The sequence below is a fragment of the Streptomyces sp. NPDC026673 genome, from assembly GCF_040638135.1.
Lineage (GTDB): Bacteria > Actinomycetota > Actinomycetes > Streptomycetales > Streptomycetaceae > Actinacidiphila.
Genome location: NZ_JBEZXR010000069.1, coordinates 12,853 through 37,225 on the forward strand (window position 1 = coordinate 12,853; position 24,373 = coordinate 37,225).

A 24,373-nucleotide genomic window follows, 5' to 3' on the forward strand; every position below is an offset into this window, starting at 1 on the left:
GGATTCCTTAGCGGGTGAGCAGGGCGTCGGCTTCGCGCTGCAGGTCGTCGCGGGAGCCGATCTCGGCGGGCGGTACGGCGTCGGGCAGGTGGTCTTCGAGCAGCCGCAGTCGGTGGTTGAACCACCCGCGCACCGCCCATGCGAGTTGGAGGAGGCCGCTGACGACGACGAGCAGTGCCAGACCGCGGCCGGGGCCGGTTCCGAGCAGGGGCCCGACGGTTCCGGCGAGCGCGCCGCCGGGCACGAGCAGAGGCTGTACGTAGCGTTCGGCGAGCGGTCCGACCACGAGGTAGCCGAGCGGCATCGTCAGCAGCATGACCGTGATGAAGATCGACAGGACCCGGCCCTGGAGCTCGAAACCGACCTTGGTCTGCACCAGGGCGATCCAGTGGCCCTCGGCGAGGGATTCACCGAAAGCCACCAGGAACATGCCGATCATGACGAGGGTGGGTGTGGTGCGGGCGCCGACGACCGCCATGGCGAGACTGCCGACGCCCATGAAGATGATCAGACCGTTCGCGCGTCGTACGGTGCCGCCCCACAGGCCCATGAGCAGGCTGCCGGACAGCCCGCCGAGGCCGCCCGCGGCCAGGGCGAGGCCCAGGACCGCGGGGCTCTGCTCGATCAGCAGCATCGGCGTGATCACGGCGAAGCCGAGGGTGTAGAAGGCGTGGTCGATGACGAAGAAGCGCAGCGCCGCGCCCAGCCCCGGTCGCCGGGCGATGTAGCGCCAGCCCGCGGTGATCTCGGTGCGGAAGGTCTCTTCACGGCGGCGGAACATCAGGTCGGGGAAGCGGACCGCCAGCAGGGTGAGCACGCCGACGGCGAAGGTGAGCATGTCGAGGACGAGTACGCCGGGCACGCCGATCAGGCCCACGAGGCCGGCGCCGAGCATGGGGGCGAAGACCAGTCCGACGTTGATGCCGAGTTGGGTGACTCCGCCGACGTGCCCCAGGTACCGCTTCGGCACGAGTTGGGCGATGGCGGCGAGGTAGGCGGGCCGTTGGAAGGCGCCCGCGAGCGAGGTCACCGACACGGCGAGGTAGACGTGCCACAACTGCATGCCGCCGGTGAACATCAGGGCGCCCAGGGTGCCGATGGCCGCCGCGGCGGCACCGTCGCAGGCGAGCATGATCGTGCGGCGGTCCCAGCGGTCGGCGACGACTCCGGCCAGGGGCCCGGCGAGGATGCCGGGCAGCAGGCCGACGGCGTTGACGGTGGCGAAGTCGGTGAGGGATCCGGTCCGCTGGAACACCCAGATGCCGAGGACCAGCGCGCTGAGTCCGCTGCCGATCATGGACACGAACTGGCCGAAGGCCACCAGCGCGAAGCGTCGCAGGCTCGGCTCGAGCGAGCGCCTCCGCCGCGGGCCGCTGCCGGCCGGGGAGGTGCGATCCGTTGGCGGTGTGCGGTCCCCCTTTGCGGTGCCTTCCCCGTGAGAGGTGCGGTCCTCCTGCGACGTGCGGTCGCCCTCGGAGGCGCGGTCCGGCGAGGGCTCGGGCTCCGGGCCCGTCATGTGTTCCGCGGCCTGCGGTTCGCGTGGTTCGTGCGGTGCTGCCGGCATGGAGCGTCCGGCGAACGCGACCAGTTCCCGCGCCAGTGGCTCCGAGTGGCTCTTGACGAAGAAGTGGCCGGCCTTCGGAAGGACGGCCAGGTCCACGTCGGCGGAGAAGTGCCGCCACTCCTGGTGGCGTTCCTGGTAGTGCTCGGTGACCCGGTCGCGGGCGCCGACGACAGCCAGCACGGGTGCGCGCAGCGGCTCGGTTTCCGTCCGGTACGCCGCGGTGAAGTACTCCTCGGCGTCCCGGGCGTCGTGGCGCACATTGCGCAGCACCAACGCCTCCTGCTCCGGGTCGTCCACGTCCGTGAAGCCGCCGCGCCCGCGGAGGTAGGCGAGGTACTCGCGGTCGGAGGTGAACCGGTCGGTGGGTACCAGGCGGTGGAACCAGTCGAAGAACCGGCCGGGCAGCCGGGCCGTGGGGAAGCCGGCGCCGAGCCCCACGCCGACCAGGGGCAGACCCGCCTCCTCCGCCCTCCGGGCCAGTTCGACGGTCACCGCGACGCCGAGGCAGTGGCCGTACAGCAGAACCGGTCCCTCGATCGCCTTCATCTCGGTCAGGACCAGTTCCGCCACCTCGGCGGCGGGCAGCAGCGCCTCGTCGGGCCGGGTCAGGTCGTGGCCCGGCAACTCGACGGCGTGCAGGGCCCAGCCGTCCGGAAGGGCGGCGGCCAGCGGCTGGTACGCGATGGCGCTGCCCCCGGAGAACGGGACGGCCACGACGGTGACCCCGCCGGTGGACGGGTCGGCGTCGGCGGGCGTCAGCCGGTGCAGCAGCCCGTGTTCCACGACCGCCGCGGAATCACGTGCCTCCAGCAGGGCGGCGAGCCGGCGTACGGTCGGGTGCTGGTACAGCTCGACCAGGGTCGGCGCGGGTTCGATGCGCCTGACCAGCCGGAGGGCACCGAAGGAGTCACCGCCGAGGGCGAAGAAGCCGTCGTCGATGCCGATCCCCTCAACGCCGAGCACCTCCTTCCACGCGGCCGCGATGCGCTCCTCCAGCGGCGTTCGCGGAGCGCTGCCGGACGCCCTGCCGCCGTCGTCGCCGGGCGGCGGCAGCTTGCGGCGGTCGAGCTTGCCGTTCGGCGTCAAAGGCAGGGCCGGCAGGCTCATCAGCCGGGCCGGAACCATGTGGACGGGCAGCGTGGTGCTCAGCGCGTCACGGATCAGCGTCTCGTCCGGCGGCAGGGCGGAGTGGGTGACGACGTATCCGACGAGCTGGGCGATGCCGGAGGGCAGGGTGTGCACCGCGACCGCGCACGCGACGACGTCCGGCAGCGCTCCGAGCGCGGCTTCGACCTCACCGAGTTCCACCCGGTAGCCGTTCACCTTGACCTGGTCGTCGAGACGGCCGAGGAAGTCGACGTCGCCGCCGAGGTGGTAGCGGGCGGAGTCGCCGGTGCGGTACATGCGGGCACCGGGTCCGGGCGCGTACGGGTCGGGCACGAAGCGGTCGGCCGTCAGTTCGGGGCGGTCGTGGTAGCCGGTCGCGACGCCCAGACCGCCGAGGTAGAGCTCGCCGACCACCCCCGGGGGCACCGGCCGGCCGTGGGCGTCGAGGACGTAGACCCGGTTGTTCGGGAACGGGCGGCCGATCGGCAGCGGGGCCTCGTCGGCGAGGTGGTGCACCGGGCCGTCGAAGTACACGTTGTCGACCGTCGCCTCGGTGACCCCGTACGCGTTCACGACCCGGTTGCCGGGTCCGACCAGCCGGCGGGCCAGGTCGTACTCCCGTACGTGCCACTTCTCGCCGCCGCCGATGAGCAGGCGCACGAAATCCAGTCCCTGTCCGGACTGTTCGGCGTGGGCGAGCAGGTTGCGCAGGACCGCCGGGACCAGCTCCGTGCACTGGACCTGCTCGGCGCGCATCAGGTCGTACAGCTCGGCCGGGTCCAGCAGGGTCTCCCGGGGGACGACGACCAGCCGGCCGCCCGTGCACAGCGCCCGCAGGGTCTCCCCGACGAACATGTCGAAGGAGAAGCTGGCCGCCTGCTGGTACGTCCACCCCGGTTCGAGGCGGTAGGCGTGCTGCCACATGGCGACGGCGTGCACCAGGTTGCCGTGGCTGACGACGACGCCCTTGGACTTCCCCGTCGATCCGGAGGTGTAGATCACGTACGCCGCGTCGGAGCCGCTGTTCACCGGCGTCAGGTCGCCGCGGTCGGACGGCAGCGGTCCCCGGAGGTAGTCGGCGTCGACGAGCACCTTCGACCGGCTGTCCCGCAGCATGTGGTCGAGGCGGTCCTGCGGATAGGCCGGGTCGAGCGGTACGTACGCCGCCCCGGCCTTGAGCACGGCCCACATGGCGACGAACAGGTCGATGCCCCGGTCCAGGCTGATGGCGACCCGGTCGCCGGGGCCCGCGCCCTCGGCCCGCAGCCTGCGGGCCAGCCGGTTCGCGCGGCCGTTGAGCTCGCCGTAGCTGATGGTCGTGGAGCGGAAGGTCACGGCGGGCGCGTCCGGAGTGGCCGCGGCCCGGCGCTCGAAGAGCTGGTGCAGGGTCGTCGCGTCCGGGAGGGCGATGGCGCTGTCGTTCCAGTCGTGCAGGATCCGCTGCTGCTCCTCCGCGCCGAGCAGGGGTAGCCGCGCGACCGGCGCCCCGGGGTCGGCGGCGGCTGCCTCGAGCAGGGTCAGCAGGTGCCCGAGCAGCGCCTCGACGCGGTCGGGGTCGAACAGTTCGGTCGCGTAGTCGATGCTGAGCCGCGGTCCGCCGGCGGGGAAGTCCAGGCTGACCGAGAGGTCCACCAGCGTCGCGGCCGGCGGAACCTCGCCGATGTAGCGCACGGCCTCGTGCCGAGGCGTGGGCATGTTGTGCACGGTGAGCACGACCGGGCTGAGCCGGTTGCGGTTTCCGCTGCCGGGCTGCCGCAGCGTGGCGACCAGGTCGGGCAGGGCGAGGTCCTGGTGGTCGAGATCGCGCAGCGTGGAGTCACGGACCCGGCCGAGGAGTTCGGCGAAGGAAGGATCGCCCGCGACGTCACCCCGCAGCGGCAGGATGTTGAGCAGCGGTCCGACCACGCCCTCCAGCCCGGGGCTGTTGCGGCCGGCCACCGGCGACAGAACGGTGATGTCGGTACGCCCGGTGTAGCGGGCCAGCAGGGACTGCAGGCCGGTGAGCACCACCATGAACAGGCTGGCGCCATGGGCTGTGCCGCAGTCGGTGAGCCGCGCGACGAGTTCCGGGTCGAGCCGTCGGCCGATGCGGGCCGAGGCGAAGGAGCGGGCCGCGGGCCTTTGCCGGTCCGCCGGCAACTCCATGTCCAGGTCGGCGCCGTCGAGGCGGTCCCTCCAGTACGCCGCGAGGCCGGCGTCCTGCCTGGCGGTGGCGTAGCGCGCGGCCAGGTCGGGCACGGCGGCGGGCGGGGGCAGCGCCGCGGCCGTACCGAGGCCGTCGGCCGCCTGAGGGTGGCTCAGTGCCGCTTGGTAGAGCGCGGCCAGCTCGTCACCCAGCACCGCCCCGGACCAGCCGTCGTACACCAGGTGGTGGATGAGCAGCACGAGTTCGTCGTCGTCGCCGGTGCGGACGACGATGGCCCGCGCCAAAGGCCCGTCGACGAGGTCGGTGTCCTCGACCGTGACGGCGCCGTCCGCCCCGGTGTGCTCGGTGAGCGGGATGTGCCCGTGCTCGCCGATGACCATCCGCGGTTCGGTGCCGTCGTCGGGAAAGCGGGCGCGGAGCAGCGGATGCCGCCGGACGAGTTCGTCGAGGCTCCGGGACATCGCCGCCGTGTCGATGCGGCCGCTCCACCGGAAGCGCACTCCGAGGGTGTGCGCGGGCAGGTCGGCGCAGATGCGCTCGGCCACCCAGAAGTCGCGTTGCAGCGGCGTGAGCGGCAGCTCCACCCCCTCGGGCAGGCCGTCTGCGGGGTCTTCCCGGACGCCTGCGGGGCCTTCCCCGACGTCGGCAGGGCTTTCGTCGACGTCGGCACGTGGGGTGATCAACTCGGCCACCGCGGCCAGGGTCGGCGCCGCGAACAGCCGGCTCAGCGTGACGTCCACGCCGTACCGCTGCCGCAGGGCGCCGATGAGCCGGACCGCGGCGAGGGAGTTGCCGCCGAGTGCCAGGAAGTCGTCGTCCGGCCGTATCTCGGCGACGCCGAGCAGGGCGCCCCACAGTTCGGCGATCTCGGCCTGCGCCGGCGTGAGGCCCTCGGAGGACACGGGTGCCTCCCCGGCCGCCTCCGACAGGGCCCGCCGGTCGATCTTGCCCTGCGGGGTGAGCGGGAACGACGTGTGCCCGATCAGCACGGCGGGGACCATGTACTCCGGCAGTCGACGGCGGAGCCCGCTGCGCACCGCCGCGAGATCGGTCTCCGGGAGCGCGACGACATGGCCGACCAGGCGCTGCTGCCCGGCGCGTTCCTCCACCCGGACGACGGCGTCGGACACGGCGTCGTCGGCGCGCAACGCGGCCTCGATCTCGCCCGGTTCGATACGGAAGCCGCGGATTTTCACCTGGTCGTCGAGCCGGCCGAGGAACACCAGGCCGCCGTCGGACGCACGCCTGACCCGGTCACCGGTCCGGTACTCGCGGCCGCCGCCGGGTCCGGGGCGGAACCGGTCCGCGGTGAGGTCGGGTCTGTGCAGGTAGCCCGTGGCGACGCCGGCGCCGCCGATCACCAGTTCCCCGGTGTCCGCCTCCCCGCCCTCGGCATCGACGACCCGGCAGGTGACCCCCGGCAGAGGGTGACCGATCGGCACCTGGTCACCGTTCCACCGTGTCAGCTCCGCGACGGTGGCCACCACGGTGGTCTCGGTCGGCCCGTAGGTGTTGAGCAACCGCACGGAGGCTCCGACCGCGTCCTGCCAGCCGCGGACCAGGTCGGCGCGGGCCGCCTCGCCGCCGATGACGACCAGCCGGACCGTCGCCGCGAAGGTGGCCTCACCGCGCACCAGGGCCGTCACGAGCTCGTGCCAGTAGGCGGTCGGCAGGTCGAGGACCGTGACGCCGAGCTCCGAGCAGCGGTTCAGGAACACATCGGGCCGGCTGATCATGTCATCGTCGCGCAGCACGATCGCGGCGCCGGCGGCGAGCGCGGGGAAGATCTCCTCGACGCTGGCGTCGAAGCTCAGCGACGCGAACTGCAGCACACGGTCGCGGTCGTTCAGGCCGTACCGGTCCATCGCGGCGCGGCAGAAGGCGTCGAGGGCGGTCCGCGGCACCGCGACGCCCTTGGGCCGGCCCGTCGAGCCGGACGTGAAGATGACGTACGCCGTGCCCGGCTGTACGGGCCCGCTCCCGGCGGGCCCGTATGCGGAGATCCCGTCCTGGTCGACGACGACGCGGGGACGGGTGTCCTCGAGCATCATCCGCGTGCGCTCCGCCGGATACGCGGGGTCCACGGGCACGTATCCGGCTCCCGCCCGCAACACCGCCAGCATCGCGACGATCGCCCGGCGGCCGCGCGGCAGGCGGATCCCGACCAGATCCCCGGCCCGGACGCCGCCGGCGTCGAGTTCCGCCGCGAGGTCCGTGACCTGCTCGACGAGCTCCGCGTACGTCGTCACGTTCGTGTGCTCGACGATCGCCACCGCTTGAGGAGCACGATGTGCCCACGCGGTGACGGCCGCCCAGACATCGACCGGGCCAACGCGCTCCGGTGCGGCCGCATGACCGACGACTGCCTCTCTCACGGAACTCCCTGCCTGCTTGGGGGTGATCGGATTCCGCGCAACCATAGAGGCGATCTTGACCAACACGGTGTGACACTAAAGGGAACATGTGATGCCGTGACACATCACACTGGTCCGGGAATGTTCACGGCCCCGGTCATGGACACATCGGCCGCCACGCGTCACCGAGGCGAAGGAGGCGGCCACGACGGTCACTTCTGGCGTTCACGTCCCATCTCCCTTTCCCACGAACACTGTTCAGGTCGCCGCCTCACACGTGCACACCATGAGTGCATGAAGCGCGCGATCAACTGACGTGGAAGTGCCGGGGCGTGTGACAGCCCGCCCCCGGCCGCGCAGTCCCGAGCGCGACTTCCCCGTGGTGCGCACCTCGAGTTGAGGTGCCACTCGTGGCGCACGCGGTGACGAACAGCCCCCAGGGAGACAGCAGTGACACCGGAGATCGACGAACACTTCGCGGCCATCAAGGCGGAACACGGTGCCGACTCGCTGGCACGGGTGGAGCAGATGCTGGAGCCGCGAGGCCTCGCCGAGCAGCGCCACCCGCTCCAGCGGGCGGCGAAATGGGTACTGCCGGGCATTCCGCAGACCCCCTGGCACGACCCGTACGCCTACCCCGAACTGCTGCCGCTGATCCTTGCGCTGGAGAGCAACCACGCGCAGATCAAGGCCGAACAGGAGGAGGCCTGGGCGCGGCGGCGGGAGAGCTTCTCCGACTACGAGCACTACCTGGTCCGCCAGCGAAACTGGCAGGCCCTGTACCTCTACCGCGAGGGCGCTCTCGTACCGGAGTCCGCACCGATAGCGCCGACCGCGTTCCGGGTGCTCGAGGAGAACGCCGTCGAGCCGGGCATCATCTGCCCGCTCCTGGAGTCACACTTCTCGACGCTGCTGGCCGGCGCCTCCATCGCGCCCCACTGCGACCTGTGGAACTTCAGCATCAACCTGCATCTGGCCATCGACATCCCGGACGGTGCGGGAATACGCGTCGCGGGCGAGACACGGCAGTGGCAGGAGGGCAAGTGCCTGTTCGACTACTCCTTCGAGCACGAGGCGTGGAACCACGGAACACGAACCCGGACATGTCTCCTCGTGGACCTCTGGCACCCGGACACCACACCGCCCGAACGGGCCGCGCTGACCACGCTCATGACGGAGATCCGCACGATGATGGGCTGACCCCGGGCGCGCCCGACGGGCGGGCGCGCCGACCCCTGCCGGGCGGTCGGCACCTCGCCGTCCGACGCGTGGGCCACATGACAGCCGCTCGCGTTGATTGCGATAATTCCTCATACCATGACAAAGCGACCGATTCCCCTGAACTTCTTCGGCATGCCCTTCGGTCTCGTGGGCCTCGCCGACGTGTGGCTGATCGCCGCCGAAGCCGGTCGTGTGCCACGGGGCGTCGGAGACGCGCTGCTGATCCTTTCGGCAGCCGTGTGGTTGCTGGTGACGGTCGCCTACCTCGACCACGCGGGGCGGGCACGGTCCCTGGCACGGGACCTGACCGACCCCGCGGCAGGGCCGTTCGCGTCGCTGTGTGTGATCGTCCCCATGGTGATCGCCGCGAACGGCCTGTACGCCCGCGCGCCGACGGCCGGACGGGTGCTGGTGGACGTGTTCCTCGTGCTCACCGTGCTGCTCGGCGCCTGGTTCACCGGTCAGTGGATCTACGGACGGGTCGACGTCGACCGTTTCCATCCCGGCTACTTCCTGCCGACGGTCGCCGGAGGTCTGCTGGCCGCGGCGTCGGCGGGGGCGGTGGGGCAGCAGCGGCTGGGCCAGGTGATGTTCGGCCTGGGGGCGGTCTGCTGGATGATCCTCGGCTCGGTGATCATGGGACGGCTGCTGTTCCGCCCCCTGCCGCCTCCCCCTCTGCTGCCGACGCTGGCGATCGAGGTCGCCCCGGCCGCCGTGGCCAGCCTCGCGTACTTCAAGCTGTTCAACGACTCCATCGACGCGATCGCGGCCTTCCTCGGCGGCTACGGACTGCTGATGGTGCTCGCCCAGCTGCGCCTGCTCCCCGCCTACCTGAAGCTGCCCTTCATGCCGAGCACCTGGGCGTTCACCTTCAGCTGGGCCGCGGTCGCCGCCGTCGCGATCCACTGGGTGGAGCGCCTGGGCCCGCCCGGGGCCGGCGTGTACACCTGCGTACTCCTCGGCGCCATCACCGTGCTCATCGGCGGCATCGCCGCGCGGACGCTGGTCGCTCTCGCCCGGGGCCAACTCCCGCCCGCGGCGCCCCCGCCCCAGGCGGCCGAGCCGCGGGGCGGCGCCGGGGGTCCGTCCGCATGAGCGGTCCGCCGACGACCGCCGCGGCCCCCGGCCGAATCGTTCCTCCCCGGGATCGCGCACGGAGATTCCACCGGGTTCCGACCGGAACACCGAGCGTGTCCGCTCACGGTTGCGGCCCCCACAGCCCGGTCATAGGTTGACAGGAAATGCCCACTCCCCACTTCCCGGAACAGGGGGAGGACGTGACTGGGAGAAAAGCTTCGACACGTGGCGTCATCGCTCTGATAACCGCGCTGTGCATCGGCGGTGGGGTCGTCCAGACCGCCCACGGCACCGCGCTGACCGGCTCCGGAGAGCCACCCCCCACCGCTCCCGCGCAGAAGAGCGAGCGCCTGCGACCGGTGGCTGAATTCGACGGCGCCATGCCGACCGGCGTGACCGTATCGCGCACCGGAAGGATATTCGTCAATTTCCCGCACTGGGGCGACAAGGTTCCCTATTCCGTGGCGGAGATACGCGACGGAAAGGCCGTTCCGTATCCGGATCACGCCGTCAACACAGCGGACACGAAAGATCCCGCGCACCATTTCCTGGGTGTGCAGAGCGTCGTGGTCGACGCGGCTGACCGGCTGTGGGTGGTGGACACCGGCCGTATCGAGTTCGGCGACGCACCGAAGGGCGGCCCGAAGCTCGTCGCGATCGACCTGCGCACCGACAAGATCGTCCGGACGATCGTCCTGCCACGCGGGGTGGCCGGACCGCGCAGCTTCGTGAACGACGTACGGTTCGACCTCACCCGCGGCAAGGCGGGCACCGCGTACCTCACCGACGCCTCACCCGACGGCCCCAACGGTCTCATCGTCGTGGACCTGGCTTCCGGGACGTCGTGGCGCCGGCTCGACAACCAGCCCTCGACCCGGCCCGTCCCGGACTTCGTGCCCGTGATCGAGGGGAAGCGGATGCTCAACCGCCCGGCGCACGGCCCGACCAGCCCCATCGACATCGGGGTGGACGGCATCGCCCTGAGCCGGGACGGCAAGACGCTGTACTACTGCCCGCTCTCCGGCCGCACCCTGTACTCCGTCCCCACCGACGGTCTGGCCGACCGCCGGGTGCCCGACTCCCAGATCGCGAAGACCGTGCGCGACCTCGGCCGGAAGGGCATGTCCGACGGGCTGGAGGCCGATGCCGCGGGACGCGTGTACGGAGGGGACATCGAACACAACGCGCTCGTCGTCCGGGACCCCGGCGGGCGGTATCGCACTCTGGTCCGCGACGACCGGCTGATCTGGCCCGATACCCTCTCGATCGGCTACGACCGGAACCTGTACGTCATCGCCAACCAGCTCAACCGGCAGCCCGCCTACAACTCCGGGGCCGACCTCCGGCGCAAGCCCTACGTGCTCTACCGCGTGACGGTGGACGCCGGTCCGGCGCGCCGGTAGGCCGCGCGACTCCAGCGGTCCCCGTGCGCGCAGGGGGTTCGCCACCGCCCATGGGTCTGTCGAAGCGGAGCGCGGTGCGGCCGGCCTCACTCCCGCCGCGCCCCGGAACGTCGTGTCGATCGGCCCGTCGGGCGCAGGCGCCTGGCCACGTGGTGGGGCATCAGAGGGGCGTGCTCGCCGAGGACTTCCAGGAAGCTCGCGGTCACCGGGTCCGGAGTCGTGCGGGTGTATCCGCTCAGCCGGCGGCTCACCGGCGGGTCGGGCCGGAGGAAGGCGCCGCCGAAGTGCGGCGGAATGGTGTTGGCGGGCACGAGTGTCGGCCCCAGCCCGGCTGCCGCGTACCCGATGGCGGTCGGCGCCTGCTCCGTGCGCACGGCGACGCGGGGGCGGAAACCGGCCGCCGCGCACGCGGCCTCGAGGACGTCGGCCAGGCCGCTGTCCGGGATGAAGTGCACCCACTCGCGGTCCGCGAGGTCCGGCAGCGGGACGTCGGGAGCGGAGGCCGCCGTCGCGGCGGGATCACCGGCGTGCGTGACGACCAGGAACTCCTCGGCACCGATGTGGCGGGCGGTCCCCTCCCAGTCCTCGGGCAGGGGGCCCACCGCCACGTCCGCCTGGCCCGCGGCCATGGCCCTGGCCAGGTCGTCCGCGCGCCGGTGCTCGAACAGCCGGATCCGCACCTCGGGGTGCTGCGCGCGCCACAGGCCCAGGACGGTGGGCAGGACGCCGAGGCTGATCGAGTACAGCGTCGCCAGCTGCAGTTCGCCCGTGGCGACGCCCGCGGCTCGGCGGGCCGAGACGGTGGCCCGTCCGGCCTCGGCAAGGGCGGCACGCGCATGCGGCAGCATCGACCGCCCCGCGGGTGTGAGCCGTACCCCTCGCGGGAGCCGTTCGAGGAGCGGCCCTCCGACCTCGCGTTCGAGCGCCTGGAACTGGTGCGACAGCCCGGGCTGGGTGACGTTGAGGCTCTCGGCGGCCCGGGTGAACGACCCCTCGTCCACGATGGCCACCAGATATTCCAGCTGTCGCAGCGTCGCCATGTGTCCAGCATATGGGAACGATGCCAGGCAGTACTTGGACGCATGGACAGGTCGAGGAGCACCCTGAGTGCACTGGCCACCACCACCGCAAACGGAGTCATTCCATGAACAGCGCCCTGATGCGTGCCGTCGGCTACCGCAAGAGCCTGCCGATCACCGACGACGAGAGCCTGGTCGACCTGGAGCTTCCCGTGCCCCGGCCCGGCCCGCACGATCTGCTGGTGCGGGTGGAGGCCGTGGCGCTCAACCCCGTCGACTACAAGGTCCGGCAGGGCAACGACCCGGGCGGCGAGCCGAAGGTGCTGGGCTGGGACGCCGCGGGCACCGTCGTCGCGGTCGGCGACCGGGTCGGGATGTTCCGGGTGGGCGACGAGGTGTACTACGCCGGCGCCATCGACCGGGCGGGGGCGAACGCGCAGTTCCACACCGTCGACGAGCGCATCGTCGCCCTGAAGCCCGCCACGCTCGGCTTCACCGAGGCGGCCGCCCTCCCGCTGACCTCCCTGACCGCCTGGGAAGGCCTCTTCGAGAGGCTCGGCCTGCAGAACGGCGGCCTGCAGCACAGCGGTTCACTGCTGATCACCGCCGCCGCCGGCGGCGTGGGAGCCATCGCGGCGCAGATGGCGCGTGCCCTGACCGGTCTGACCGTCATCGGCACCGCGTCCCGCCCCGAGACCGTGGAGTTCGCCCACCGCATGGGCGTCCGGCACATCGTCGACCACCGCAAGCCGCTCGCCCCCCAGCTCGCCGAGGTGGCTCCGGACGGCATCACCCATGTGTTCAGCACGACGAACACCGACCGCAACCTCGCCGACTACGCCGAGGCGCTGCGGCCCTTCGGCCAGATCGTCGCCATCGACGACTTCGACTCCCTGCCCCTGGGCGTGCTGAAGGCCAAGAGCATCTCCTACCACTGGGAGTTCATGTTCACACGTTCCCTGTTCCGGACTCCGGACCAGGTGCGGCAGCATCAGATCCTGACCCAGGTGGCACGCCTGGTGGACGCCGGCGTCCTCGCCACCACCGCCCACCGGGACCTCGGGCCGGTCAACGCGGCCAATCTCCGTGAAGGCCACCGCATCCTGGAGTCCGGCACCGCGATCGGCAAGATCACCCTCACCGGATTCTGATCCCCGGGCAGGCGGGCGGCCAACGGCCCCCGGTCAGGGCCGCCGACCCCGGTCGCAGCCGCGTCGTGCCCTGCCGGAAGTAGGGGAACACTCCAAGATCGACTCATGATCCTTGTCCCTGGCCGGGCCACTGTCCGTGTCCGTGCTGTCGCAGACTTGCAGGACGTGGCGGCCCGGCCGGCTGCCGCGTCCTCGGCCCGGTCGACCCAAGGACTGCATCGTGAGCGAGCGCGTTCTCACCCCCCGCAACAGGGGCTTCCTCTTCCTCGACGCCCACCCGGCGGGTTGCGAGCGGCTCGTGGCCGACATGTGGCAGGCATGCCCCGACCCCGCCGGCGTGCCGGAGGGTGCCGGGCCGGTGGCCCTGATCATCGGCTCGTCGGCCGGATACGGTCTGGCCGCCACCGTCGCCGGACTCAAGCGCGCCGGCATCCGCGGCATCATGGTCTCCTTCGAGAAGGCCGCCACCGAACGGCGTACCGCCACGGCCGGCTGGTACCGCACCGCCGCCACCGCCGACATCGCCCGTGCCGCCGGGCGGGATCTGGTCTTCCTCAACGGCGACGCGTTCTCCGACACGATGAAGAACCAGGTCGCCGACCTCATCGAGCGGCGTTTCGGCGGCAGGCTGGACCACCTGGTCTACTCGGTGGCCGCGCCCCGGCGTACCGACCCGGACACCGGCACCACCTACGCCTCCGTCCTCAAGCCGATCGGCCGGGCAAACCGCACCAAGACACTGGTCTTCGACGACCAGGGCGTTCCCGAGGTGCGCGAGGTCGAGACCGGCCCGGCAGAGGGCGATGACGTCGAGCAGACCGTGGCCGTGATGGGCGGTGCCGACTGGGAACGCTGGATCGACCACCTGCACGGTCGGGGACTGCTCGGCGAGGGCTTCAGCACCGCGGCGCTGTCGTACATCGGATCGCCGCTGACCGCGGCGATCTACCGGCAGGGCACCATTGGCGCCGCCAAGGCACACCTGGAGGCCACCGCCCGCACGCTCGACGAGCGGCTCGGCGCGACGGTGGGCGGGCGGGCCGTGACCTCCGTCAACGGTGCCGCCGTCACCCAGTCCTCCACCGCCATCCCCGGCATCGCCCTGTACACCGGCCTGCTGCGCGGTGTGCTCGGGGAGGACCTGGTTCCGCCGGTACGCCAGCTCGCCGCCCTGTGGGACCAGCTCACCGGTGCCGCGCCGCTCGCCCTGGACGACGAAGGCCGGATCCGCCTGGACACCTGGGAACTCACCGACCGCGTCCAAGCGGCGGTGGCCGAACGCTGGGAGGCCGCCACGACCGACACCATCGCCGGCCTCGCCGACCTCGACTGGTTCCGCGCCGAAGTCCAACGCCTGTACGGCTTCTCCGTGCCGGGCGTCGACTACACCGCCGCAGTGGCCACGGACATTCCCTGGCCCGCCCCAACCCCCTGAGAGGGCGATACGCAAGGTGATGTCCGGTTCCAGATTGCGGGTTGAGCGAGGTTGGCGGGTCGGGTGTCCGCGTCCGAAGTCGGGGACCGGGCTGGGTGAACGTGTCCGCCGATCCGGAGTGAGTCCGGGCCATGTGAGCCCGTCGAGGTGTTGTGGCACCATCCCCGCTGTGGATGACCGTACGCATGACGTGGATTGGTCCGGCCTCTTCCATGCCGTGGGCCCCGCCGGCGACACGCCGCGGCACCTGACTGCTCTCCTCGGCGATGATGCGAAGGCTTTCGTCGACGGGTATTCGCACCTGTGGTCGGCGACGCTTCGTCGCGAAGGCAAGGCCTGGCCCGCGACGGCGCCCACTGCGCTGCTTGTCGCCGAGCTCTTGGACAATCCGCTGCTGGGGCCGGATGATCCCTCGTTGCGCGATGCCATGCTCGCCTATCTGTACGAGATCGGCGTCGCCGCCGACCTCGGAGACCGGGCTGCGGAGATCCGTGCTCGGGTCAAGGACCGCGCACCGGAGCTGCGGGCCTGGACCGCCGCGTACGTGTCTACCGATGCGGATGGCAGGGCCCGGATGTGGGGGGACGGCACGGGTCTGGGTGAACTCGTTCTCGATCAGGCGGCACTTGCCTGCTTCGACCTGGTTCCCGCGCTGCTGCGGCGAACACTGCCGCACCTCGCGTCGGAACGCGCCAGGCGCAGGACATGCGCCGCCGCGGCTGTCGGGTCACTGGCGCGGCATCCCGCAGCCTCCGCACAGCGTCCGGAGCTGCTCAAGCAGTTGACGTCGATGGCCTGGGCCGCCGATTCCTCGCACGACCTGGCGACGATGGTGATCGCCATAGGCCACCTCGACGGCGACACGCGCCCCTGGCTGGCCGACCCGCATGCAGGTGTTCGGGTCTGTGCGGCACTGGCGCCCAACCTTGCCGGCGACGACGCAGCGGACCAGGTGCTGATGGAACTGGCGCGGTCGCCGCAAGCCTTCGGCAAGTCCTTCGGCGACATGGCTCCACCCCTGCAGCTCCAGTCCACGTCGTACCAGGACCTGCTCACAGGGCGACGCGCGAGCTGATGCCCGTGGTCCGGGACGGGGGTTACGGTCGCGGCACCGTGAACAGCCCCTGCTCGGGCCGGGGGGTCCCTGAGCCTCCCGCATGGGCTTGGGAAATGCCGCTGGTGTGGAGTCCTCCCTCGCTCCAGCGGAGTGTCATCCCCAACGTCACCTCGGGCCGGAGTGGCCCCGGCATGGTGTCCAGGTTTCGGCAGGGGGTGGCCGCGGGGCCGCGTCGGCGGCACCGGCTGGAGGGCTGGAGGGCTGGAGGGGGCGGCCCGCGGTTCTGGACGTCGGCGCGGTCGGTGGGGATCCATGTTCACGCCCCTCGCTGATCGCCATTGCGTGATTGCTGTCGGCCGTCGCGGTGCTGCTGTCACAAATCGGAAAGACCGTCTGTCTTTCAACTAAGTGGGTCGAAAGTGGAATCTTTCGACGCTTTGGTCGGGATGGAGGAGGAGGGTCTTGGTGGCGACAGCGGGTGCGCATGGGGTGGCTCACAGTGAGCAGCTGGAGGGGCTGAACGTCTCGGATACGGCGTTGGGGCTGCTGGACGAGCGGGGGATGGTGGTGGGGTGGACGCAGGCAGCCGAGCGGCTGGTCGGTTTCGGTGCCGGGGACGTGGTGACCCGCAGTGCCGCGGTGGTGGTGCCGTGTTTCGGGGCGGCGCCGAGCATGCCGGTGGCCGTCGAGCGGTGTGCGGCGCAGAACGGCTGGCCGGGCGCGACGGCGGTGCGTCACCGTGACGGTCACCTGGTGGACGTCAGCCTGCGGATCACGGCGCTGAGAGGACAGGGCGGCACGAGGCGCTGGCTGCTGTCGGTGACCGACCCGGGGGCGCTGGCCGGGGACGCGCTGAGTGGATTGGTGCGCGGACCGCTCGTCGCCCGCGCGCCCATCGGAGTCGTCATCCGGGACCGGCAGCTGCGGTGCACGTTCGCCAACGAGGTGATGGAGCGGCACGACGGCATTCCCGAGGAGCGGCGGCTGGGCCGGCGGCTGAGTCAGGCGGCGCCCGGAGCCAGGGCCGAGGCGGTGGAGGCGGTGATGGAGCAGGTCCTGCAGGGCGGTGTCACCAAGGTGCACGAGTACCGCGCGTGGCTGCCCACCGCTCAGGGCCGGGAGCATCCGTTCGCTGCGGCCTACCACTGTCTTCTGGGCGCCGACGGGGAGACGGTGGGGGTGTGCGTGATCAGTGCCGATGTCACCGAGAGCCGGCGGATCCGCGAGCGCGTGACGGCGATTTCCGAGGCCGGTACACGTCTGGGCGAGACGCTGGACGTGATGCAGGCCAGCCAGGGACTGGCCGATCTCGCTGTGCCGCTGCTGGCCGACTACGTGACCGTCGACCTGGAGCAGTCCGTTCCGTTCGGTGAAGTGCCGGCACTCCATTCCGGCACCGGCACCGGCGGGGGTGTTCCCGTACTGCGACGGGCCGGGCAGGCCTCGATCCACCCCGGGGTCCCGGAGTCCCCGCTGACCCGCGGCGACCCGGTCCCGATGTCGTCCGCGTCGCCGCTCGCCGTCGCCCTGCGTACCGGCAAGTCCTTCCTGGAACAGCATCTGGACCGGCCCTGGGTCGACGGGCGGCCGACGCTGGCCCGACGGTTCCGCGAGAGCGGCATGCACTCGCTGATGGTGGTGCCCGTCCGCGTGCGGGGCGCGCTGCTGGGGGTGGTGATGTTCGTCCGCACCGACAACCCGGCGCCGTTCCAGGAGGCCGACCTGCTGCTGGCCGAGGAGCTCGTCAACCGCGCCGCGCAGTCGCTGGACAACGCCCGTCAGTACGCCCGTGAACACGCCACCGCCCTCACCCTGCAGCGCAATCTGCTGCCGCGCCGGCTGACCGGCGGCACGGCGATCGAGACGGCGTCGCGTTACCTGCCGGCCGACCTGGACCACGGGGTCGGCGGAGACTGGTTCGACGTGATCCCGCTGTCCGGTGCCCGGGTGGCCTTCGTCGTCGGCGACGTGGTCGGGCACGGCCTGCACGCCGCCGCCACCATGGGCACGTTGCGTACCGCGGTGCGCACCCTGGCCGACATGGACCTGCCCCCCGACGAACTCCTGGCCCACCTCGACGACACCGTGCAGCGCCTGGCCGAGGAGGACTGCGACGACTCCAACCCGCTGCCCGGGGCCGTGGGCGCCACCTGCCTGTACGCGGTCTACGACCCCGCCACCGGGGTGTGTGCGATGGCCCGCGCCGGGCATCTGCCGCCCGCGATCGTCGACCCGCAGGGCCGCGTCACCTTTGCCGACCTTCCCCCCGGAGCCCCTCTGGGCATCGGCCTGGGCGACCCCTTCGAGACCGTGGAACTGGAACTGCCCGAAGGCAGCCTGATCGCCCTGTACACCGACGGCCTGATCGAGACCCGCGGTGGGGACATCGAGGACGGCATGCACCGCCTGGGCACCGCCCTGAAGGACCCGGGCCGGAGTCTGGAGGAACTCTGCACGCGCGCGACGGAGACCAACCCGGGGCAGGCATCCTGCGACGACGCCACATTGCTGCTGATCAGGACCCGATCCCTGCCCCCGGCCCAGCAGGCCTCCTGGATCCTGCCCAGCGACGAGAGCGCCGTTCGCAGCGCCCGGCACCTGGCGGCCGGTCAGCTGACCGTCTGGGGCCTGGAGGTACTGAGCGACTCCCTGCAGCTGATCGTCAGCGAACTGGTGACCAACGCGATCCGCCACAGCGACGGCCCCATCCGGCTCCGCCTGAAACGTCACCAAGTGCTGACGTGCGAAGTATCCGACGCCGACACCTGCGCCCCGCGCCCGCGCCGCGCCCGCAATTCCGATGAGGGCGGCCGCGGCCTGCTCCTGGTCGCCCAGATGTCACGCCGCTGGGGCTCGCGAACGGTGGCCGGCGGCAAGGTCGTCTGGGCGGAGCAGGAGCTTCCCGGCACCTCCCGTCCCCGGGCGGGGTCACGAGCGTCGTAGCTCGGCGACGCGTGAGGCGAAGCGACGCCACCAGCCGCACCGCCCCGGCCCGTCAGACGGACGACGCCGTGCACACCACAGCCGAGGGGCCCCGCGCCCACCGTCGACCCGTCCCTCGGCCGTGCACACGAGGACGCGACGTGCGCCACTCGGGGCACAGGCGCGCAGGGGCGTCACAGGCGCGGATCGTGGTCTGTCTCCCCTTGCGAAGCGGGTTGCGCAAGCTCGCGACGACGGATGGGCCGCCGTCGGGCAGGCCTACGGAGGTGTGGTTCAGTATCGGAGTGCAACGCAGCCGACGAGACCGTGCGTGAGCTCGGCCCCAAGCTGCCGACGGACATCAAGCCGCCCTTCATGCCCGAAGGTGCTTCGTCCGCTGCTGCCGTGCCCGTCCGGTAACCCATGGGGGTTCGGACACTGTTGACGACTGATGAATGGAAGCTCTGCGTGACAATTGCGTCAACCCCACCGGCGACCGAGCGCGTTCCGGGACGAATCTGGGCGGTTCGTCTCGAGGGCCACCCGGATCGAACGGCCACCGTCACCTGCAGCAGCACCGCCTGTCGGATGCCGCCCCGCTCTCGGGACCTCAAAGCGCTGCGGACCTTTGCCGCGCAGCATGCCGCCGCCCACGCCAGGGTCGCCACCATCCGCCCCAACGCCGCCTGCCACTGCCGGTCCCGGCAGTGCGCCGCGCACGCCGACACCAAGGTGATGTGCACCGGCGGCGTTGTGCTGATCCTTCGTCACGACCCCGCGGTCGGCCAACTGTGGACCGTCGAAGAGGTCTGCCAGGCCTGCGCCCCGCTGATCCCGCACGCCCGGCCCATGGGTACCGCGGTCCGCCCCCGCCCCGCGACCGCGACCGTGACGGCCCAGCCGTCCGCCCAGCCGGCCGCGGTTCCCGCGCAGGTGCGCCCCGACGTGCCGGGCGGCTTCTCCGCGGCCCCGCTGTTCTCGGCGCCGCCGGGCGGTGAGGAGAGCGCCGCGCCGCGCCGGTCCCGGCCGCCGCAGCGCGGCCGGCGCCCGCGAGGCCGGAGCGGCGGCCAGGTCCGCTGACGATGCACCCACGCCGACCGCCCGCCCTGTCGGACCTGTCGCACTCTGCGGAGCGCACCGCGCCGCAGCCGTGCGGGCCACCGGGCCTGTGCCGGGAGGGGAGTTCCCCACGGGGCACCTGAGGCTGATCGCTTGAGGCGCTCGGCGTGGACGACCGTCGGGTGTGACGACGGTCCCGGTGGGGCGATGAGGGGTTTGAAAATCACACAACTGAGCGCATCACCAAGGGAGTTGCCTTAGCTTCTTGCCCAGGGGGTGGGAACGCCGCCTTCGGTGGAGAAGATCGGCACCGAGGTTGCGGGCAGGCCGCGTACGCGGCTCATCGAGGTCGGTCGGCACCGGCGCCGATCCGGCATGGGATCGGCCTCTCGGTTGAGACCCGAGACCTCACGGGCAGGTTCGCAACGTCTTCGCCCTCACCGGCAGCACACTCACGTAGCTGGAGGCGCAGTGAAGATCGGTACTCTCCCGCCCGCCCCGCGTGGCCCCGGACATGGCCGCAGACGGTGGCTGATCAGGTGCGTGGCCACTGTCGTACTGGCGGTCGCCCTGCCGATGCCGGCCGCGACGGATGCTCAGGCCGGCCAGATCGTCAACACCCCCTTCGGCGCCGCCGACTGGGACGGCGACGGCCATCAGGACATCATCGCCAGGAGCAACAACACCGGTGATCTGTGGCTGTACCCCGGGGAGAGCCGGCGTGGTCCCTCCACCCAGGCGCCGGTGAAGATCGGCAACGGGTGGAAAGGCTTCAGCCCCTTCGGGGTGGCCGACTGGGACGGTGACGGCCATCAGGACATCCTCACCCGCAACGACGCGACCGGTGATCTGTGGCTCTACCCCGGCGACAGCCGCCGCGGCTACCCCAACCAGGCGCCGGTGAAAATCAGCTACGCCTGGGGCTTCTTCAGCGCCTTCGGGGTCGCGGACTGGGACGGCGACGGCCATCAGGACATCCTCTTCCGCAACGACGCGACCGGTGATCTGTGGCTGTACCCCGGGGAGAGCAAGCGTGGTCCCTCCACCCAGGCGGTGGCGAAGATCGGCAACGGCTGGAACGGCTACAGCTCCTTCGGGGTGGCGGACTGGGACGGTGACGGGCATCAGGACATCGTCGCCGAGGACACGGCCGGCGATGTGTGGCTCTACCCCGGCGACAGTCGGCGCGGCTACTCCGGTCAGGGCCGGGTACGCATCGGCAACGGCTGGGCCTGGTACATCGCCTTCGGGGTGACCGACTGGGACAGCGACGGGCACCAGGACATCATCGCCCAGTACTACTGGACCGACGACCTGTGGCTCTACCCCGGCGACAGCCGGCGCGGCTACTCCAGCCAGGCGCCGGTGATACTCGGCACGCGCTGGCCCTGATCTGCGACACCCCTCTCGACGCATCGGTCCTGCCGGGCCGCACCGCCTGGGGGCATGACGGCGGGAGGGGATGCCAACGGTGCGGCATCCCCCTCCCGTTCGGTCCCCTGGAGGACTCGGCGGGGCCGTCCACGATCACTTCGCCCGACGTCGCGTACCCGACCGCCGACCCTCCCTGTGGCGAGGGCAGCCGAGTGCGCGAGAGAGTTCGCCGCCCGGCGTGAGCGGCCGGTTCGTGTTCGTCGTACGCGCTCGGCAGGATATGACCGCCCCAGTCGGCTCGCGGGTGGATCAGGAGGTGAGGTCCACCGCTCGGCCGAGGTCGAGTTCGACTCCGTCGGGCTGCTGGAGACCGCCTTCGAAGAGCCGCTTGACGCGGTGGGCGTTCTCGGGTCGGCCGGAGGTCCGGAAGAAGGTCGCCAGTGCTGTGCCGAATTCCTCGACGGGCGGCTCGGTGACGGTGTCGACCAGCGCCTTGGTCTCCTGTACGGCTGTCTTGTCGAACCCGGCGATGCGGCGGGCGAAGGCGTCGACGAAGCGGTCCAGCTCATCCTGCGGCAGGACGCGGTTGACATAGCCGTAGGCCGCTGCCAGGTCGGCGTCGAAGTCGTCGGCGCCCAGCAGGATCTCCAGGGCGCGGCCCCGGCCCAGCAGGCGAGGAAGGCGGCCGCTGGGGTTGCCTCCGGGGACCGACCCCACGCCGACCTCGAACTGTCCGAGGATGGCGCTCGGACCGGCGAAGCGGATATCGGTGGCCAGGACGAATTCGCTGCCCGCGCCGCGGGCGCGTCCATTGATCTCGCTGATGGTGACGGCCGGCACCTTGGCCAGCCGGTAGAGGTTGTCCGCGAAGGGGTGGAGACCGGAGGGTGCCGGCTTCATGCCGGCCACGCGGGAGCGGTCGGCCAGCATGTCCCAGTGCGCCATGAAGAAGTCGGGGTTCGCGCTGCGGAAGACGACGGCGGTGAGGTCGGGAGCCTGTTCCATGCGGGTGATCAGCTCCGCGAGCTGCTCGATGGTGTCCGGGTCGATCAGGTTGATCTCGCCGTTGGAGAAGGTCACCCTCCAGTAGGACGAGCTGACTGCCTGGACCTGGAACTGCTCGTGTGCGCTCATGTACTCGTTCCTTGCTGATGGTGCCGGAGGTCACGCCCGGTGCGGTGAGGCTCGACCGGTCGGAGACTCTGGCTTTAATTTCGAAATCAAGGATAAGGGGGGCTCCGGCGGCGCGCGAAGAGACCGCGGTCACACCCGCGGATCGGCATGAGCCTCGGGGTCCGCGGCGAGCCGGTCGCCCTCGGTCCGGGTGTCGCCGGGCCGGTGGCCCTCGGTGCCGGGTCCGCGGCCGATCGATCGCCGCCCGCCCGGGGTGGCGGCCGTTGCCATCTTTAGATTTCATGTAGAATCTATGTGTGAGTGGTCCGGTCGCCGGCAGGGACGTCGGCGGGGCGTCGCCGGGTCCAGCGCCCGTGGGCGATGCGGCGGCCCGGGCCCAGGCAGGGATACCCCACGCCCGCAGGAGGGCGCACCGCATCCCGTCCGTTCCCGCGCTCCCGCGGTCTGGGCCCTCTTCCCGAGGGGCGCGACGCCAGGAAGCCCAGGCCCCGTGTACCGGCAACACCAGCGAAGAAGGAATCCATGACCACGATCTTGATCACGACAGCCAACGGCGAGACCGGCCGACCGATGGTCGACTACCTGCTCACGGCGGGCTTCCGGGTGCGCGCCATGGTCCGAAGCGACGACGAGCGGGCACAGCGACTGCGCGACAAGGGCGCCGACGTCGTCTTCGGCGACCTGCTCAACCTCCGTGACGTCCGCAAGGCCATGGAGGGAGTCCAGCGCGCCTACTTCAACTACCCGATCGGGGACGGACTGGTCGAGGCCGCGGTGATGTTCGCGCAGGCCGCCAGGGAAGAGGGCCTCGAGCTCATCGTGAACATGTCGCACTTCCAGTCCCGGCCCCATGCGCACAGCAAGACCACGCAGAACCACTGGCTCTCCGAGCAGATCTTCGACTGGTCGGGAGTTCCCACCACTCACCTGAGGGTCACGTTCTTCATGCAGTGGCTGCTCTACATCTCCGGGCTGATCCGCTACGGCCGGTACGTGATGCCGTTCGACAAGGAGAGCCGCTTCGCCCCGATCGCCGGCCGCGACATCGCGCTGACCGCTGCCCGCATCTTCGCCTCGCCCGAAGAGCACGGTGGGCGGATTCACGCCCTCACCGGCCCTGTGGAGTACAGCCATGAAGAACTCGCCGCCGAGGTCGGCCGGGTGCTGAGCCGGGACCTTCCGTTCGAACAGGTCACCGCGGCCGAATTCCTCGAGCTGCTCGGCATCGGGGACGACATGGCTAAGCTCAAGCACTTCGAGGCCGTGACCCTCGACCAGCGGGAGGGCCGCCTGGCGGGCATCAGCGACACGGCCCCGCGCATCACGGGACAGCCGCTCACGACGATCGAGGAGTTCATCAACGAACACCGCTCGGCGTTCGAGCTCGACTACCTGAAGCCGGGCGCGTAGTCGGCCGGCCCGAGAAGGATCGGGGCCCCAGACCGTCGGCAGGTCGTGTCACCGCCCCGAGGGCGACGCCGCCGCTGACGTACTGAGCGCGGCGCTCGTTTCGCACGCGTCCGCTGCCTGCGCATCAGGCTCTCCTCGGCCACGACTGTTGCTCCGCGGGCGATCGCGAGGGCCCGGCCGGCGGTAACCCGGTTGCAACGGATTGGGGGGCCGAGGCGAAGATACGTCTGTGAGTCATGAATCGGACGAGGTCAACGAGGCAGTCGCGGGCGAGCTGCGTCTCATGGCCCCCAACGTGCGGACGTCGCGATCTTTGGCCAGGGAACTACTGGACCCTGAGTTCGTCGAGGTCGGTGCATCTGGCAGGCGATGGACCTACGAGCAGATGCTCGCCGCGTTGCCGGACATGGCGGGCAGTTCCGAGGAAGGTCCCCAGTACCAGCCGTCGGACATCGCGGGGGGCGTTCTGGCACCCGGGTTGGTGCACCTCACCTACGAGACGGTGATCGATGGCCGGCGGGCGCGCCGTAGCTCGCTCTGGCGCAAGCGGAGCGATGGGACGGGCTGGCGGATGTACTACCACCAGGCCACTCCCGTTCCGCCGGAGGTCGAGTAGCAGGAGCGCCCTGGACCGTCTTCAGGCGGAGGCTCGCTGTTGTGCCCGCGTCTGGGGCGAGCCGGCAGGAGTCAGTGCCGGTCTCGATGATGCCGCCTCCGAAGGTGAGCCGGTCGACGATGGCGGCGCAGAGGCGGGGTCGGTAAAGGTCTTCGTTCAGCCGCTGCTGAGCCCGCGCCACGCTGATGCCGTACCGGCTGGGGGCCGCGCTGGCTGGGGGCCGCGCCGGAACGGGCACCGTCGTGTCCGGCTCGGCGGGATCGCCTTTGCCGGGCTGCCGGCGTGGTGTGTCGGCGGCGTCGGGACCCCGGTGTGGGCCGGCCG

The 24,373-nt window shown here is 71.2% G+C and carries 15 protein-coding genes and 1 pseudogene; 11 read left to right on the top strand and 5 right to left on the bottom strand.

The window, feature by feature from the left end; all coding sequences use genetic code 11:
• Positions 1–7: 7 nt before the first annotated feature.
• Positions 8–7,237: an amino acid adenylation domain-containing protein gene (locus AB0F62_RS33240; protein ID WP_361807960.1), complete on the bottom strand. Its 7,230-nt coding sequence runs from the start codon at positions 7,235–7,237 to the stop codon at positions 8–10.
• Positions 7,238–7,621: 384 nt separating this feature from the next.
• Here AB0F62_RS33240 and AB0F62_RS33245 point away from each other — a divergent pair, with 384 nt between their 5' ends.
• The 3 genes from AB0F62_RS33245 to AB0F62_RS33255 all read left to right on the top strand — a co-directional run bounded on the left by AB0F62_RS33245 (position 7,622) and on the right by AB0F62_RS33255 (position 10,872).
• Positions 7,622–8,371 (top strand): aspartyl/asparaginyl beta-hydroxylase domain-containing protein, encoded by a 750-nt coding sequence (locus AB0F62_RS33245; RefSeq protein ID WP_361807963.1) that lies wholly within the window; start codon positions 7,622–7,624, stop codon positions 8,369–8,371.
• Positions 8,372–8,488: 117 nt separating this feature from the next.
• Complete coding sequence (locus tag AB0F62_RS33250; protein WP_361807966.1) at positions 8,489–9,487, top strand: TDT family transporter; 999 nt, start codon at positions 8,489–8,491, stop codon at positions 9,485–9,487.
• Positions 9,488–9,930: 443 nt separating this feature from the next.
• Positions 9,931–10,872, top strand: coding sequence for an L-dopachrome tautomerase-related protein (locus tag AB0F62_RS33255; protein WP_361807969.1), 942 nt, complete (start codon positions 9,931–9,933; stop codon positions 10,870–10,872).
• Positions 10,873–10,958: 86 nt separating this feature from the next.
• On the opposite strand, the gene AB0F62_RS33260 is transcribed toward AB0F62_RS33255, so the two are convergent.
• A complete protein-coding gene (locus AB0F62_RS33260) occupies positions 10,959–11,912 on the bottom strand; it encodes a LysR family transcriptional regulator (RefSeq protein ID WP_361807972.1) in 954 nt (317 codons plus the stop codon).
• A gap of 104 nt (positions 11,913–12,016) precedes the next feature.
• Between AB0F62_RS33260 and AB0F62_RS33265 the strand changes: the two genes are divergently transcribed.
• The 6 genes from AB0F62_RS33265 (at position 12,017) to AB0F62_RS33290 (ending at position 20,907) form a co-directional block, all read left to right on the top strand.
• Positions 12,017–13,042, top strand: a complete 1,026-nt coding sequence (locus tag AB0F62_RS33265) for a zinc-binding alcohol dehydrogenase family protein (protein WP_361807975.1) — start codon at positions 12,017–12,019, stop codon at positions 13,040–13,042.
• A 220-nt stretch (positions 13,043–13,262) separates the two neighbouring features.
• Positions 13,263–14,477: an enoyl-[acyl-carrier-protein] reductase FabV gene (gene fabV / locus AB0F62_RS33270; RefSeq protein ID WP_361807978.1), complete on the top strand. Its 1,215-nt coding sequence runs from the start codon at positions 13,263–13,265 to the stop codon at positions 14,475–14,477.
• A gap of 169 nt (positions 14,478–14,646) precedes the next feature.
• Positions 14,647–15,552, top strand: coding sequence for a hypothetical protein (locus AB0F62_RS33275; protein ID WP_361807981.1), 906 nt, complete (start codon positions 14,647–14,649; stop codon positions 15,550–15,552).
• Between the two features lie 471 nt (positions 15,553–16,023).
• The gene (locus AB0F62_RS33280; protein WP_361807984.1) at positions 16,024–18,477 is read left to right on the top strand and encodes a SpoIIE family protein phosphatase; all 2,454 of its coding nucleotides are present in this window, start codon (positions 16,024–16,026) and stop codon (positions 18,475–18,477) included.
• Between the two features lie 567 nt (positions 18,478–19,044).
• Positions 19,045–19,536, top strand: coding sequence for a hypothetical protein (locus AB0F62_RS33285; RefSeq protein WP_361807987.1), 492 nt, complete (start codon positions 19,045–19,047; stop codon positions 19,534–19,536).
• 522 nt (positions 19,537–20,058) lie between these two features.
• Complete coding sequence (locus AB0F62_RS33290; protein ID WP_361807990.1) at positions 20,059–20,907, top strand: VCBS repeat-containing protein; 849 nt, start codon at positions 20,059–20,061, stop codon at positions 20,905–20,907.
• Between the two features lie 291 nt (positions 20,908–21,198).
• Here AB0F62_RS33290 and AB0F62_RS33295 read toward each other — a convergent pair whose 3' ends face one another.
• Both AB0F62_RS33295 and AB0F62_RS33300 read right to left on the bottom strand, forming a co-directional pair.
• Positions 21,199–22,023, bottom strand: a complete 825-nt coding sequence (locus tag AB0F62_RS33295) for an enoyl-CoA hydratase/isomerase family protein (RefSeq protein ID WP_361807993.1) — start codon at positions 22,021–22,023, stop codon at positions 21,199–21,201.
• 129 nt (positions 22,024–22,152) lie between these two features.
• A complete protein-coding gene (locus tag AB0F62_RS33300) occupies positions 22,153–22,293 on the bottom strand; it encodes a hypothetical protein (protein WP_361807996.1) in 141 nt (46 codons plus the stop codon).
• A 252-nt stretch (positions 22,294–22,545) separates the two neighbouring features.
• On the opposite strand from AB0F62_RS33300, the gene AB0F62_RS33305 reads away from it, so the two are divergent.
• Both AB0F62_RS33305 and AB0F62_RS33310 read left to right on the top strand, forming a co-directional pair.
• Positions 22,546–23,433 (top strand): NmrA family NAD(P)-binding protein, encoded by an 888-nt coding sequence (locus AB0F62_RS33305; RefSeq protein ID WP_361807999.1) that lies wholly within the window; start codon positions 22,546–22,548, stop codon positions 23,431–23,433.
• Between the two features lie 229 nt (positions 23,434–23,662).
• Positions 23,663–24,049 (top strand): DUF4440 domain-containing protein, encoded by a 387-nt coding sequence (locus tag AB0F62_RS33310; RefSeq protein ID WP_361808002.1) that lies wholly within the window; start codon positions 23,663–23,665, stop codon positions 24,047–24,049.
• Between the two features lie 55 nt (positions 24,050–24,104).
• On the opposite strand, the pseudogene AB0F62_RS33315 reads toward AB0F62_RS33310, so the two are convergent.
• Positions 24,105–24,211 (bottom strand): annotated as a pseudogene (locus AB0F62_RS33315) (AAA family ATPase); the annotation flags it as partial.
• Between the last annotated feature and the right edge of the window lie 162 nt (positions 24,212–24,373).